Raw genomic sequence first — 14,533 nt, 5'->3', positions numbered from 1 at the left:
TATGAATCCAATTTCCATTCGTTCGCGCATCGTCACCGCAGTTTGTATACTCTTAGTCATTGTCAGTCAGGGAGCGCAGGCCCAACCCGTTACCGGAGCCTCACAACTGCCGCTGTACCTGCCCGCCCTGCAGGGAAAACGGGTGGGGCTGGTCGTTAACCATACCTCAACGATTGGGCGTACCCATCTGGTCGATACGCTCCTGGCGCGGGGCATCAGCATAAAAACCATTTTTGCGCCGGAACATGGCTTTCGCGGGCAGGCTACCGATGGTGAAGAAATCAGCAGTGGGCGCGATTCGCGTACGGGGATTTACATCACCTCGCTCTACGGCAAGAACCGCAAGCCAACGCCCGAGCAAATGGATTCGCTGGACGTAATCCTGTTCGATATCCAGGATGTCGGTACCCGTTTCTATACGTACATCAGCACCATGCATTACGTGATGGAAGCCTGCGCCGAAACCCGTAAGCCCATGATCGTGCTGGACCGTCCCAATCCGAACGGGCATTACATCGATGGCCCTGTACTTGACCCCAAGTTTAAGTCGTTTGTCGGTATGCACCCTATTCCGGTCGTTCATGGACTGACCATCGGCGAACTGGCGCGTATGATCAACGGCGAAGGCTGGCTCGGGCCCGGCCGGATCGCTCCGCTGACGGTTATTCCCGTAAAAAACTACACCCACAAAACGCCCTACGTGCTGCCCATACCGCCGTCGCCCAACCTGCCTAACCAGCAGTCGGTGCTGCTCTATCCGTCGCTTTGTTTCTTCGAAGGAACGGTGGTGAGCATTGGCCGGGGCACCGATAAGCAGTTTCAGGTGATTGGCTCGCCCCTTACCAAATACGGCCCGTATACGTTTACCCCCGTCGATAAGCCCGGTGCCATGAACCCACCCCAGGAAGGTAAACTCTGCTACGGCCTCGATCTGTCGACCGTACCGGTGTCGCGCCAGAGCCTGGTGCTAACGTACCTCATCGACTTCTACAAACGCGCTACGGACAAAACCAGCTTCTTTCTGGCCACGAACTACATCGATAAGCTGGCGGGTACGGATCAGCTGCGGCTGCAACTGCAAACGAGTGTCCCGGAAAGCCAGATTCGGAAGAGCTGGCAGCCATCTCTTAACGCTTATAAGTTGACCAGGAAAAAATATCTGCTTTACCCTTAAATACAGCTGAGCCGTCAATCGAATCAACAGACTCTCACGTATATACGTCATGTAACTTGCTGAATCGGTTAGGTTAAAATAGTTGGCAGCAGTCTATTATGTGTACAGACATCTAAGTAGATTTGCGTTTTACTTACCGTCGTCTTGTGAAGTCCTTACGTATTGTCGCTTTCTTTCTGGGATTCTTCCCTGTCATGGTTCAGGCACAGTCTGTTGTCCTGGACCAATGGCCCACACCACTTCAACTCTACCCCCGCGATCAGTCCAGCCAGTGTGCCGTAACCATCAGTGGCCGTATCCCGATCGGGAGCGCCAGAGCCGTTTCTCTGGTTGTTCATCGAAACCAGACCCTGTATCAGCATAACCGGGTTGCTGTCGACTCGCTAACGGGGCGGTTTGCCTTCAGGCCCATCATCAAAGCGGAGCTGAGCGAGTACCGGTTTTCGCTGTTCGTGCATCCGTCGGCCGGTGATTCGGTGCGGGTTGCTGTTCGTGACAGCATCGTCTGTGGCGATGTGTATCTGGTCATGGGCCAGTCGAATGCGGTGGGCCGGTTCGATAACAACGCCTACCGGAGTGAGTTCTGCCGGACGTTTGGCGTCAATCGGGGCGATGTGCCCTACAACCCGGCCGATACAGCCTGGAGCCTGTCGAATACGACGGAAGGCAATAACGCGCTGTGGGGTATTGAACTTCAGCGCCTGATCGCGCAGCAGCAGGGTATCCCAACCGCTGTCATCAACGGCGCTGCGGGCTCTACCTCCATCAACAGCCACGTGATTCGGGATGCGACCCAGCCCACCAATCTGAATACGCTCTACGGCCGGTTGCTGTACCGGGCTACCAAAGCGGGCGTGGCCGGTCAGGTTCGGGCCATGATCTGGCGGCAGGGCGAAGCCGAAGCCGTTGGCGATCCGGACACCTACAGCCGGTTGTTTCCGCAACTGTATGCCAACTGGAAGCGCGACTACCCCGGCCTGACCAAAGTGTACCACGGGCAGCTGAACCTGCTGACCGAAAACAAGATACAGGCCGGTGCCCTGCGCGATTACCAGCGCCGGTCGAAAGCCATATTTGGCGATAACGAACCCATCGCAACCGTCGGCCTGCCCGGGTACGATGGCATTCACTATGGCGAGGCCGGTTACCGGCAGTTCGGTACGGAACTGTACCGGCTGGTGGCCCGCGACCTGTACGGCGCAACCGACACCAGCAACATAGCCTCGCCCAATGTGCGCAAGGTGTTTTACAGCACCCCCGAGCAGAATGAGATCACCCTGGAGTTTGAACCGGGGCAGGTGATGCGCTGGCCCGCCGACACCATCATTGTCAATACGATAAACGGCGCGCGCTACACCCAGAGCCTGCGTAATTTCGTGTATACCGATTACCCATCCGGTGAGTCGAACGTTGTACAGTCCGTGTCGGAACAGGGCAACCGGCTCGTGCTGAAACTGACCAAGTCCGTCAACGCCAAAAATCTGACGTATCTGCCGTCGTCATACCGGGATCTGGAAGTCGGGTATTACGTTGGCCCTACCATCCGAAACCAGCGGGGTATGCGGGCGCTGACCTTTTTCCAGGTGCCCATTGCGGCTCAGCTGCCCGGTGCTCAGGCGCTGCAGGCCGTTCCGATCGATACGATGGCGATCCGGCTGGCCTGGAAATCGCCCTCGGCCGCTATTACCCAATGGGTGCTGGAGCGGGCCGATACCAGCGGGCGGTTTCAGCTGCTGGCTACGCTGCCCGGTTCGGCTACCAGTTACCTCGATCTGCGGCAGACCTCACCACTCAGGCCTATGCGCATCGGCGCCATCTACCAGTATCGGATACGGGCCGTGAATCAGGAGGCCGAGTCGGCCTCCTCGCCCGTAGTTACGGCGTCGCTCCAGCTTATTCTGTCCATAAAGCAGGAGTTGCCGGTAAGCCGGACCGCGGTTGATACCACCTTCGTTCAGACTGCCGTGCTGATTCCGAACCCCGCCAGCGACCAGGTTCGGCTCAAGCTGCCGCCCGACTGGTCGGGCGATACGGTTTCGCTGCTGGTCACGAATGAGTCGGGCCGGGTCGTGCTGTCGCGCTCAGAACGGGTGCCGGCCGGCGCGTCGTCGATGCCGTTTTCGGTGGCGGCCTTACCGGTAGGGCCTTACCTGATTACCGCTCAATATAGGGGTGGCGGGCTGCGCTCCCGACTGATTGTGGTTCGCTAGTGACCCGTTCAGACAGGTGGTACAGGGGGGATTCCTGGTTTTTAGGTCAGCGTATTGAAAAATGCCCTACCTTTGTGCTTTAGAGACCAATCCATGGCCACCGAACAGATTCTGATTCTGGATTTCGGTTCGCAATACACCCAACTCATCGCCCGCCGGGTCCGCGAACTGAACGTTTACTGCGAAATCCATCCTTACAACAACATTCCAACCATCAGCCCGGATGTAAAAGGCGTCATCCTGTCGGGTAGTCCGTCGTCTGTGCGCGATGCCGACTCGCCTGATGTGCATCTGGCTGCTTTTCGCCATAAGCTGCCCGTTCTGGGCGTTTGTTATGGCGCACAGCTGCTGGCACACACCAGCGGGGGCGAAGTACAGGCGTCGGCCATCCGCGAATACGGGCGGGCCAAACTGGGCACCGTCAATACCGACAGTCCGCTGATGCGCGGCATCGACCAGCACTCGCAGGTCTGGATGTCGCATGCCGATACGATCACCAACGTTCCCGATTCGTTCCGGGTCATTGCCTCAACGGATACGGTGCGGGTGGCGGCTTTCGAGGTCGAAGGCGAACCGACGTACGGCATTCAGTTTCACCCTGAAGTGACCCACTCGCTGCAGGGTAAAACGCTGCTCCACAATTTCGTTGTCGACATCTGCGGCTGTTCGCAGAACTGGACCGCCGAGTCGTTTGCCGAAACGACCATTGCTCAGCTGACCGAGAAACTGGGCGACGACAAAGTCGTACTGGGTTTGTCGGGCGGAGTCGATTCGTCGGTGGCGGCAGTGCTCATTCACCGGGCTATCGGCAAAAACCTGTACTGTATCTTCGTCGACAACGGCGTATTGCGCAAAGACGAGTTTGCCGGGGTATTGGAGTCGTACAAAACGCTTGGCCTGAACGTGAAAGGCGTCGATGCCAAAGACCGCTTTTATACAGCCCTGGCCGGCCTGACCGATCCCGAGGCCAAGCGTAAAGCCATCGGAAAAACCTTTATCGATGTGTTTGACCACGAAGCCCATCTGATCGAAGGCGTTTCGTGGCTGGGACAGGGAACCATCTATCCCGATGTGATCGAGTCGGTTTCGGTCAAAGGACCATCGGCTACCATCAAGTCGCACCATAACGTTGGTGGTCTGCCCGACTTCATGAAACTGAAAGTGGTTGAGCCGCTCAACACCCTTTTTAAAGACGAAGTAAGAGCCGTAGGCCGCACCCTGGGTTTGCCCGATGCCATCCTGGGCCGCCACCCGTTCCCGGGGCCGGGACTGGCGATCCGTATTCTGGGAGATATTACGCCCGAAAAAGTGCAGATTCTGCAGGAGGTCGACGCCCTGTTCATCAACGGACTCAAGCGGGAGGGCCTGTATGACAAAGTCTGGCAGGCAGGCGCTATGCTGCTACCAGTACAGTCGGTGGGCGTTATGGGTGATGAGCGTACCTACGAACGAGTCGTGGCGCTGCGTGCCGTAACGAGCGTCGATGGCATGACCGCCGACTGGGCCCACCTGCCGTACGAGTTCCTGGCCGATATTTCGAACGAGATCATCAATCGGGTCAAAGGCGTAAACCGGGTCGTGTATGACATCTCGTCCAAACCCCCGGCCACCATTGAGTGGGAATAAGCAAACTGGTTGACAATGAGAACATGAGTCATTCCGGAGTTTGGAGGGCAATTGGGTGAGTAGCCACTAAAATGGCCAAAGCGGCTCGTAGTCAATAGAGCGGTGTCAGTACAGACTGGCACCGCTTTTCTGTTCTATGGCGCCAGCCTCGCCATACAAACAGGAGGTGAAAACTATTGCTGTCTCCATCAATATGACCGCGTTATTAAGCCCTTACGAGCGTTTTATGTCTAAGCGAGTTAGCTTCGTCTGTCTGCCTGTATTCATGATCAATACCGCGTTTTGTATTGCATAAACCGCGTTTCGTTTAGCTGACGGGGCGGGCACTGGGCTGACCTTTGTATCGTAATTAATGGTTCAAACCACAAGACGATATGAGCATATTGAAAACAATACCGCTAGGCAGTCAGGGTTTACAGGTCTCCGTACAAGGATTGGGCTGTATGGGCATGAGCGATTTTCCCGGCGGCACGATATACGGTACGCCCGACGAACGCGAAAGTATTGCCACGATTCACCAGTCGCTTGAACTCGGAGTAACCATGCTCGATACGGCAGACGTATACGGCCCCTTCACCAACGAACAGCTAGTGGGTAAAGCCCTGGCGGGAAAACGCGACCAGGTTACGATCGCGACCAAATTCGGTTTCGAGGTCGACGACGCCGGCACCATTACCTACGCCTTTAATGGCCAGCCGGCGTATGCCCGGAAGTCAATTGAGCGATCATTGAAGAACCTCAAAACGGATTACATTGATCTGTATTACCTGCACCGGCTGGACCCCAACACGCCCATTGAAGAGACCGTAGGGGCTATGGCTGACCTGGTTCAGGAAGGAAAAGTCCGGTATCTGGGTCTGTCGGAAGTGCCTTCGGACATCATCAGACGGGCGCATGCCGTGCATCCCATCACGGCCATTGAGAGTGAGTATTCGCTGTTTGATCGGGGCGTAGAAATAACGGGGGTGCTGGAAACAACGCGGGAACTGGGTATCGGCTTTGTGGGCTACTCGCCCCTGGGACGAGGGTTTCTGTCGGGTGCGATCAAATCGCCGGCCGATTTTGAGCCAACTGATTCACGCCGGATGTTTCCCCGCTACCAGGGCGACAACTTTTATAAGAACCTGGAGTTAGTTAAGAAGCTGGAATCAATGGCCGTAACGAAAGGCGTTTCCGCTTCGCAACTGGCCCTGGCCTGGGTACTCGCTCAACACGTAGTGGCTATACCTGGAACGAAGCGACGAACGTACCTGGAAGCCAATGTGGCCGCTGCTGCTATCACGTTGAGCCCTTCGGAACTCGACGAACTCGATGCAATTCTGCCAGTGGGCAGCGTAGCGGGCTCCGCTTATCCGGTTTTTAGCTAACCAAACTCCGTTTCGGGTTGTTGGATTGCCCATACAGGCGAATCAACAACCCGAAACGGATTACAGCCAATGGTTTATCGTATCGATGAAACACACGACCACCGACATCCAGACGCTACAGACCGTTACCGAGTATACCCGGTTCTACGACCTGCCCGCCCCCGCGCATCCCTTGCTCACCCTGATTGATCTGGGAGCGGCTAATCAACAGGTGGTGGCCCGTGGCGGCAAGGGTATACACAAACCAGTCGCCCTCCAACTCTACACGGTATTTTTAAAACGAAACCTGAATGGATTGCTGTACTACGGCCATCGCCCCTACGATTTCAGCGAGGGAGTCATGGGTTTTTCAGCGCCCGGCCAGGTATTCGCTGTCGATCCGTCACTAGATACCACCCAGGTGACGGGCTGGATGCTGGTCTTTCACCCGGACCTGCTGCGGAAATACCCGGTAGGCAAACGAATCGGCAGCTATGGCTTTTTCGCCTACGCCGTGCATGAAGCGCTCCACCTGTCGGAACAGGAAGAAGTTCAGCTTGGCCGATTGCTCGATAACCTGCGGGCGGAGTGCGACCGGCCGATCGACGCGTTCAGTCAGGACGTATTGGTAGGCCAGGTCGAGTTGCTGTTAACCTACGCCGACCGTTTTTACACCCGTCAGTTTGTTACCCGGCGTTCGGTCGAACACGACCGTGACGAAGGATCGGTATTGAGCCGGTTCGAGACGGCGCTGAAGGACTATTTCGCGCAGGAAACTGACCAGCCTTTGCCAACGGTTCAGTTTTTCGCCGATCAGCTGAACGTGTCACCCGCCTACCTGAGTGATCTGCTGCGCGTACTGACTGGTCAGAACACCCAGCAGCACATTCACCAGGCCCTGATCGAAAAAGCCAAACGGCTCCTGCTGACAACGTCTCTGTCGGTCAACGAGACGGCTTTTCAGCTTGGCTTCGAATACCCACAGTATTTCAGCCGCCTGTTCAAAAGCAAGACGGGCCTCAGCCCGGTGGCCTTCCGTTTCTCGGCGCAATAGCGACTTCGCTCCAGCAACAGCTATTAATGACACTGGCTGATAATCGTATACTGGGTCGCTCCGGCCTGGTGGAGACTGGACATCATGGCCTTTGGCAACACGGCCTGGAACTCGCCTGACGACACCCGCCAACTGATCTTTAATGAGTACGTCGATGCCGGGGGTAACTTGATCGACACCGCCAACGCCGATTCTGGTGGGCGCAGAGAAGAACTCGTCGGCCAGTGCATAGCTGATGGCGGGTTGCGCGACCAAATTTGGCTTCAACACGCCCCCGCGCATCCCGCGCGCGGGGAGCAACGGCCGCAAGCATATTCACCACGCCCTCGAAAACTTCCTGCGTCGGCTGAAGACCGACTACGTGGACCTTTACTGGCTGCACGTCTGGGATATGGTGATACCCGTGGAGGAGGTGTTGCACACGCTGGGCGCTCTGGTGCAGGCGGGTAAGATTCGGTATATCAGTTTTTCAGACATGCCCGCCTGCTACACGGCTCAAGCTGCAATCTTAGCCGACGTTCATCAGATACCCGGCCCCATTGCAGATGGAGTACTCGCTGGTGGAGCAGGGGCACACTCCTGCCGGTCGCAAATGCGGACTGAGTCTGTTGCCCTGGAGTCCGCTGGCTTTCTGGCGGGCAGGTACCAGCAGAGCAACGAAGGTGCCGACAGGCAGGGACGACTGGGCGGCTCACCGCTTAGTTGGTAGAAGGATAGATGTCAACGTACCCAGTATCAGGCTTGTGTGCGTCACGGTCCCGTCATCTTGTATCAGAACTCCTGGTAAACGGTGCCAAACCGCGTTCGTAAGCATTTGACAGTTTCCCTCCGATGACTGGTAGCTTGCCTGGTGGCGATTTATAGTATAGCTGGTTATAAAGTCGTCAAATAACAATTGCTTGGTTGTATTGTGTAAGTTTGTTCCATGGGGCCAACAGAAACAATAGCCGATTTTTACCGACTGAAATTTAACCAGCAACCGGCTGGTCTGCACCATGACGCCACGCATATCAATGTGTTCCGCTTAGAGGACTGCATCGGTCAGGGGACCGTTCCTGTTCAGTACAGCCGCCGTGATTACTACAAAGTTTCCCTGATCCGGGGAGACAACCTCTATCATTACGCCGACAAAAGTATCCGGGTTAATGGGTCGACCCTGCTGTTTTTTAATCCGCAGGTGCCCTATAACTGGGAGCCTCTTTCCGACAGGCAAACCGGGTTCTTCTGCATCTTTCGGGAGGCCTTCATGGCTGAGCGCATGCGCAGTAACCTGCAGGAGTTACCCATGTTCCGGATTGGGGGTAAACCGGCTTACCCGCTCGAAGCCGCCCAGGATGACCTGGTAAGCGGGCTTTTTGAGAAAATGCTAGCTGAAGTCAACTCAGACTATATCTACAAATATGATCTGATTCACAGCTACCTCTCCGAATTGATTCATACAGCCCTGAAATTCCAGCCCTCCGACAGCCTTTATCAGCACCCGGATGCTAAGTCCCGCACCACGGCTGCCTTTATCGAGTTGCTCGAACGTCAGTTTCCCATCGAGTTGCCGGGGCAGCGGTTCCGGCTACGGTCGGCCAGTGATTTTGCCCGGCAGTTGTCGGTGCATGTCAACCACCTGAACCGATCCATCCGTGATACCACCGGCCGGACAACGACGGCTCACATCGCCGATCGGCTTATCAGCGAAGCCACCGCCTTGCTGAAACATACCGACTGGAACATTGCTGAAATCAGCTACTGCCTGGGCTTCGACGAACCAGCTCATTTTACCTACTTCTTTAAAAAGCATACCCGACTGACCCCATCTGCCTTTCGAACTGTTTGAATTTGGTAAGCATTGGTTTGATTGGCGAAAGCCGGGATAGACCCTGCTCCCCGACCTTTGCTGCCAATAAACACGCAAGCAACATGGAGAACAAAAAAGTATGGTTTATCACGGGGGCCTCTAAAGGATTCGGTCTGGGTTTGGTCAATCAATTGCTGGAGGCCGGCCATGCGGTGGCAGCAACCTCCCGCACTATCGATGGACTGCGCCAGGCCGTTGGTCGCCAGTCGGCTGATTTTCTGCCACTGGCTGTGGATCTGGAAAACGAGGCCAGTGTTAGAGAGGCCCTCAACGCCACCGTCAGCCAGTTTGGCCGTGTTGATGTAGTCGTCAACAATGCGGGTTATGGCCAGCTGGGTAGTCTGGAAGAATTGACGAATGAAGAAGCCCGGGCCAATTTCGAGGTCAATGTATTCGGGATGTTGAATGTCATCCGGCAGGTTATGCCTTACTTACGGAAACAGCAGTCCGGTCATGTCATTAATATTTCTTCGATTGCCGGCATTACGGGTAGCTTTCCTGGCTGGGGTATTTATTGCGCCACCAAATTTGCCGTCGAGGGCTTATCGGAATCGCTGGCTGCCGAGGTAGCCCCCTTTGGGGTGAAGGTAACAATCGTTGAGCCCGGTTATTTTCGGACCGAGTTCCTGTCGTCAGGCTCGATGCGGGTCGCGCAGGGGCAGTTGTCCGATTACGCCCTGGTGCGGGAGTCAGAAGCTATGCATCGGGAACAAATCAGAGGCAATCAGCCCGGTGATCCGGTAAAAGCGGTAGCCGCGATAATCCAGGTGGCTAACGCGCCCAACCCGCCCCTGCATTTGCTGCTCGGTCAGGACGCTTACGATATGGCGTATGGGAAAATACAGGCCTTGCAGCATGATCTGGAAAACTGGAAAGCCGTTACCGTAGCCACCGGTTTTACGACGGTTGGCGATTCTGCCACGTCCTAAGCACGAACGATTAGGCAGATCCGTATGGTGTGGTTGACTGAGCACACCATACGGATTACTCGTCAGACGGCCGGTCAACGATAGCGGTGGGTCAATCCAGCAGGGCCAATTGTCCCGGACCCCTATCCAGGCACATGCATCTGGGTAAATAAGCCGTTGCGGCCACTCATTCTAAAGACCATTACCCGTACCCACGAGGATAGCTCTTATGCCTCCCCTGGCTGCGGGCGTCTACCCGTAACGGTATTTGACTGGGTTCGTTCAGATCCGAAGCCCAGCGAGAGCTTCCTGGCTGTCTATCAGTAAAACTCCCAAATGGATACTATGGAAGGCTAGGGTGTCTTATCCCCTGTAAATTGACCAGCTGATCCGGAAATAGCAGGTAAAACCCCAGGCCTGTTACCGTACACAAAAACAGGTACTTATACTCTTTCAGATGCCCTGTATGCCTTGAAACTTTAGGTGTCAATATTGACGCACCTAAAACCAACTTATCATGGCAAACACCTTTTCAATCTTTAAAGAAGGTACTTCACCTATCAAGGTGGAGGGCGCTTACCGGTCGTTTGATCACTACAAAGATTTAGTGAAATGGACACGCCGTCGAATTAGCGTACTGATCGTCGTTGACACCTCGGTTCGCATTGGTGAAAATGATGGTTTTGGCGTTGGTCGTTTTATCAAGCTGTTGCGGGAAACGACGGTGGGTTGTACCGTTTTTAAGGTAGACATTGCCCAACGGCCAACGGTCATAAACCCGGCCGATATTGTGTTCACGGAAGTAGCCTCACCCGGCCCGTTTGAGCCCAGATACATCGACTTTCGTTTCGACTCCACCTCCGGTGGCAATCCGGTGCTGAACCGCTACCACGAAGTATTCCTGTTTGGCTTCGCGCCAGACAATGCTGCCGGGCCAGACACAAACATCACCAGTCACCCCTGGCATAGTACCGACGCCGAGTTACGGGTATTGACCGACTGGATGAACCAGGGAGGGGGCGTATTTGCTACCGGCGATCACGACTACCTTGGTGCCAGCATGTGCCATCGGATACCCCGGGTGGGCAGCATGCGCAAATGGACCAACGCCGATGGTGTACCGCCAATTAACGGGCCATCCAGACTGGATACCAACCGGCCCGCCACCCCCGATGAAGATACCGGCGTTGATGTGATTGCCAACGCCAATGAAAGCGATAACCTGCCCCAGACCATTCAATGGGTGCCCCAACGCATTATTCGGCAGGGATTTTTCCGGTACAAATACCCCCATCGGATACTTTGCCACCCCACCCATGGCCCCATCAATGTAATGCCTGATCACCCGCACGAGGGTCGTTGCGAGGACCCCGCCACCATTGACTATGCGGCTACGGTGGGGTTTGGGCCGGAGAAGGAATACCCGGATGCAGGTGGCGTACAACCCAGGCCGCAGATTATCGCCTACGGAACTATTGAAGCCAAGTTGAACCACCAGAAAGGGCCAGTGAACGCTGCTCACTTCCCCATGATCAGTGTGTATGACGGCCGTAGCAATGGCAGCACCGTGGGCCGTGTTGTCGTCGATTCCACCTGGCACCACTGGTTCAATATGAATCTGATTGGGTTGGAGAATGCGGTCAATAAAACAAACTGGGAAAAAATAAGCCGCTATTTTATCAACGTAGCCCTCTGGATAGCCCCTCCTAACGTAGGTCGTTATTGCTATTGGGAGTTGTTACTCCTGCATTTTGAATACACCGGATTGCGGGAAATTAACCGCAATACGCCCCTGCTTGAGGTGGGCATCGTGGTGCGGCAAGCCCTTTGGGCACGCTTTGGACGCTGCTGGACCATTGACTTTATCCTCTCCCAAATCCCTATATTCCGGCCCCGGCTGTATACCTATTTTGACAAGTTTAACCCAGCCGAAAAGTTACAATCGCCATTTGACCTAAGCGATATTATACAACCACAGTTCGATTTGATCGAGCTGACTCTTTGGGGCCATATTTACCGCAACATGGAGCCCCTGGCCGATAAACTTCGCTATTCATTAAGTACTACTGACAGAAACTCATCGCTGGAGTTACAGGCCGAAGACATAGAAAAAGCAACGGTAACGGGCGTAGGCACTGCTTTTGAACAGATCGACAAATTGATGGACGTAGATTTACGAGAGATAACCCAGGCCTTCAAAAAGTAATAAAAGCCCGGCTGCACTCTTCAGAGGTTGTTTGGGGAAGGTATCTGCTGACTTTAGTCGGCTCGATGGGCTACCTTTTTACCCCCCAGCCCCCTAAAGGGGGAGCTCATTCGGCGGAGCTAACTCCCCCTTTAGGGGGCTGGGGGTAAAAAGGTAGCGATTCGGGCTAGTAGGATTCACATCAATTCCTTCCCCAAACAACCTCTTAGGCCGGGCCGCCGTCGCGGACCTGGGGGGTAGAAAAGTCAGCCCATTCGAGCCGATTAACGTCAGCAGATACCTTCCCCAAACTCCCCCTGCAGGGGCTATTCAGATTGCTAACAAGTATTATTCAGCCAGCCCCTGTAAGGGTTAATTCAGCTGCTGGCTGATTGCCCGACCCGCCCGGTGCAGGGCCTGTTCTATCTCTTTCCGACGGCGGGCGTTGCAGCGCACTTGAGGCAGAAAAACACTTAGACTGGCGATGACCAGGTCGCCCCGACGAATGGGGACAGCCAGCCCGATGATATGCGTTTTGGAAATGGTAACAGCCAGCTCATCACGCCGGATACTGGCCAGGCTGGAAGCCAGGCCCTCGGCCGTAGTGGCCTCTTCCCAGACATCCGATGCCGGTAAACCAATTTGATTAACCAGACTTTCCAGTTCACGGGGGGGCATGAAGGCGACCAAAAGCCGACCACTGGCCGTTTCATACACGTTTCGTTCGGTTCGGCTGCGAACCTGCAAATCCTGATCACTATTGACCAGGTGCAGAATGAACCGCTTGTTGTTGCGAATGACGCCCAGAATAGAGGTTTCGTTCAACTCGAGCGTCAGCGCTTCCATAACCTCTTTCGACGCCGACACCAACTGCTGCTCGTAGTTGGCGTTGTTGGTCAGGCTGAAAGCCATCGGACCCAGTCGGTAGCCTTTTTTACGCCCTACATGTTCGAGGTAATTTTTGGAGACCAGCGTCTGCAGGATGTTGGCACAGGTGGCCGGGTTGAGCTGCAACCCTTCGGCTATCTCGGTAAGCGTAGACGGCCGGGTTTGGTCACGGGCTACGTACTCCAGCACATCCAGCGCTTTAATAATGACTAGTACCATAACGGAATGTAAGCAAAATCGGATAAGTAACGGCTGACAGATTCGCTTCGTTTTCGGATGGAAAGGAGTTAACGCCCCATCCAGCCACCATCTACTGTCAAAATGGTGCCATGAACGTAATCAGCGGCCGCGGATGCCAGAAAGACAGCCGGCCCTTTAAAGTCGTCCGACTCACCCCAGCGCCCAGCCGGAATCCGGGATAAAATACTTTGGCTGCGGTCGGGGTCGGCCCGCAGGGCTTCGGTATTGTCAGTAGCAATGTAACCCGGTGCAATGGCGTTGACGTTTACCCCTTTGCCTGCCCATTCATTAGCCAGCGCCTTCACCAGACTCCCCACGGCACCTTTGCTGGCTGCATAGCCCGGCACGTTGATGCCGCCCTGAAACGTCAGTAGCGAAGCCGTGAATATTATTTTACCCTGGCCACGTTCGAGCATGCCTTTTCCCAGTTCGCGGCTCAGCACAAACTGCGCATTCAGGTTCGTTTCAATGACCGTATCCCAATACTCGTCGGGGTGCTCGGCGGCCGGCTTGCGCAGAATGGTACCGGCATTGTTAACCAGAATATCGATGACGGGAAACGCACGCTGGATCTGGTCAATGAACGCATATAGCGATGTCCGCTGACTAAAATCACATTGGTACCCGGTGAACTCCCGGCCCAGCGCTTTGATAGCCTGCTCTACCTCACTCCCGCTTGTCTCGAGTGACGCAGAGACGCCAATAATATCGGCCCCAGCCTCCGCCAGCCCTATGGCAATTGCTCGGCCAATACCCCGTTTGCAGCCCGTTACCAGGGCCACCTTACCCGTTAGGTCAAAAAGAGAAGCGACACTCATAGTGTATCATTGTTGTAGTAAGACGCAAGTATAACAGATAAATACGAAATAACACGACTGGTAAGCTGGACGCCCAGCCTAGCGTGAGCATTTCGTTGAAATTGGATTATTTGTAGCAAATGAGCTAATGTAATTAAGAAAAATGAGATAAAATTATAATAATACTTATACCTGAAAACATGGAATAATTATGATTTATAAAAAATAAGTGAAAATAATTGCTGGATATTGATAA

Annotated in this window: 11 protein-coding genes and 1 pseudogene; 10 read left to right on the top strand and 2 right to left on the bottom strand. The window is 54.8% G+C overall.

Annotated elements, in window-relative coordinates:
- Nucleotide 1 precedes the first annotated feature (1 nt).
- The 10 genes and pseudogenes from B1C80_RS20770 (at nt 2) to B1C80_RS20730 (ending at nt 12,373) form a co-directional block, all read left to right on the top strand.
- Complete coding sequence (locus B1C80_RS20770) at nt 2-1,174, top strand: exo-beta-N-acetylmuramidase NamZ domain-containing protein (RefSeq protein WP_077923137.1); 1,173 nt, start codon at nt 2-4, stop codon at nt 1,172-1,174.
- Nucleotides 1,175-1,320: 146 nt separating this feature from the next.
- Nucleotides 1,321-3,384, top strand: a complete 2,064-nt coding sequence (locus tag B1C80_RS20765; protein ID WP_236648868.1) for a sialate O-acetylesterase — start codon at nt 1,321-1,323, stop codon at nt 3,382-3,384.
- Nucleotides 3,385-3,477: 93 nt separating this feature from the next.
- Complete coding sequence (gene guaA / locus B1C80_RS20760) at nt 3,478-5,010, top strand: glutamine-hydrolyzing GMP synthase (protein WP_077923135.1); 1,533 nt, start codon at nt 3,478-3,480, stop codon at nt 5,008-5,010.
- 449 nt (nt 5,011-5,459) lie between these two features.
- A complete protein-coding gene (locus B1C80_RS20755) occupies nt 5,460-6,377 on the top strand; it encodes an aldo/keto reductase (RefSeq protein ID WP_369822726.1) in 918 nt (305 codons plus the stop codon).
- Between the two features lie 85 nt (nt 6,378-6,462).
- Entirely contained in the window at nt 6,463-7,410 is a 948-nt protein-coding gene (locus B1C80_RS20750; RefSeq protein WP_077923171.1) for an AraC family transcriptional regulator, read from the top strand.
- A gap of 84 nt (nt 7,411-7,494) precedes the next feature.
- Nucleotides 7,495-7,608, top strand: a pseudogene (locus B1C80_RS29010) (hypothetical protein); the annotation flags it as partial.
- 37 nt (nt 7,609-7,645) lie between these two features.
- Nucleotides 7,646-8,119, top strand: a complete 474-nt coding sequence (locus B1C80_RS28540; protein WP_077923133.1) for an aldo/keto reductase — start codon at nt 7,646-7,648, stop codon at nt 8,117-8,119.
- 216 nt (nt 8,120-8,335) lie between these two features.
- Nucleotides 8,336-9,238, top strand: a complete 903-nt coding sequence (locus B1C80_RS20740) for an AraC family transcriptional regulator (RefSeq protein WP_077923132.1) — start codon at nt 8,336-8,338, stop codon at nt 9,236-9,238.
- Between the two features lie 83 nt (nt 9,239-9,321).
- Complete coding sequence (locus B1C80_RS20735) at nt 9,322-10,188, top strand: oxidoreductase (protein WP_077923131.1); 867 nt, start codon at nt 9,322-9,324, stop codon at nt 10,186-10,188.
- A 496-nt stretch (nt 10,189-10,684) separates the two neighbouring features.
- On the top strand, nt 10,685-12,373 hold the full coding sequence (locus B1C80_RS20730; protein WP_077923130.1) for a hypothetical protein: 1,689 nt from the start codon (nt 10,685-10,687) through the stop codon (nt 12,371-12,373).
- Nucleotides 12,374-12,724: 351 nt separating this feature from the next.
- On the opposite strand, the gene B1C80_RS20725 is transcribed toward B1C80_RS20730, so the two are convergent.
- Nucleotides 12,725-13,459: an IclR family transcriptional regulator gene (locus B1C80_RS20725; RefSeq protein WP_077923129.1), complete on the bottom strand. Its 735-nt coding sequence runs from the start codon at nt 13,457-13,459 to the stop codon at nt 12,725-12,727.
- Between the two features lie 68 nt (nt 13,460-13,527).
- Entirely contained in the window at nt 13,528-14,298 is a 771-nt protein-coding gene (locus tag B1C80_RS20720) for an SDR family oxidoreductase (RefSeq protein WP_077923128.1), read from the bottom strand.
- Between the last annotated feature and the right edge of the window lie 235 nt (nt 14,299-14,533).

Source organism: Spirosoma sp. 209 (assembly GCF_002006735.1).
Classification (GTDB): domain Bacteria; phylum Bacteroidota; class Bacteroidia; order Cytophagales; family Spirosomataceae; genus Spirosoma; species Spirosoma sordidisoli.
The sequence above is the reverse complement of the archived record's forward strand: the minus strand, read 5'-3'. Positions and strand labels throughout refer to the sequence as shown.

Coding starts and splice junctions, on each gene's coding strand:
- B1C80_RS20720 (WP_077923128.1), bottom strand. CDS start 14,298: ATGAGTGTCGCTTCTCTTTTTGACCTAACGGGTAAGGTGGCCCTGGTA.
- guaA (WP_077923135.1), top strand. CDS start 3,478: ATGGCCACCGAACAGATTCTGATTCTGGATTTCGGTTCGCAATACACC.
- B1C80_RS28540 (WP_077923133.1), top strand. CDS start 7,646: ATGGCGGGTTGCGCGACCAAATTTGGCTTCAACACGCCCCCGCGCATC.
- B1C80_RS20750 (WP_077923171.1), top strand. CDS start 6,463: ATGAAACACACGACCACCGACATCCAGACGCTACAGACCGTTACCGAG.
- B1C80_RS20755 (WP_369822726.1), top strand. CDS start 5,460: ATGAGCGATTTTCCCGGCGGCACGATATACGGTACGCCCGACGAACGC.
- B1C80_RS20730 (WP_077923130.1), top strand. CDS start 10,685: ATGGCAAACACCTTTTCAATCTTTAAAGAAGGTACTTCACCTATCAAG.
- B1C80_RS20740 (WP_077923132.1), top strand. CDS start 8,336: ATGGGGCCAACAGAAACAATAGCCGATTTTTACCGACTGAAATTTAAC.
- B1C80_RS20725 (WP_077923129.1), bottom strand. CDS start 13,459: ATGGTACTAGTCATTATTAAAGCGCTGGATGTGCTGGAGTACGTAGCC.
- B1C80_RS20770 (WP_077923137.1), top strand. CDS start 2: ATGAATCCAATTTCCATTCGTTCGCGCATCGTCACCGCAGTTTGTATA.
- B1C80_RS20735 (WP_077923131.1), top strand. CDS start 9,322: ATGGAGAACAAAAAAGTATGGTTTATCACGGGGGCCTCTAAAGGATTC.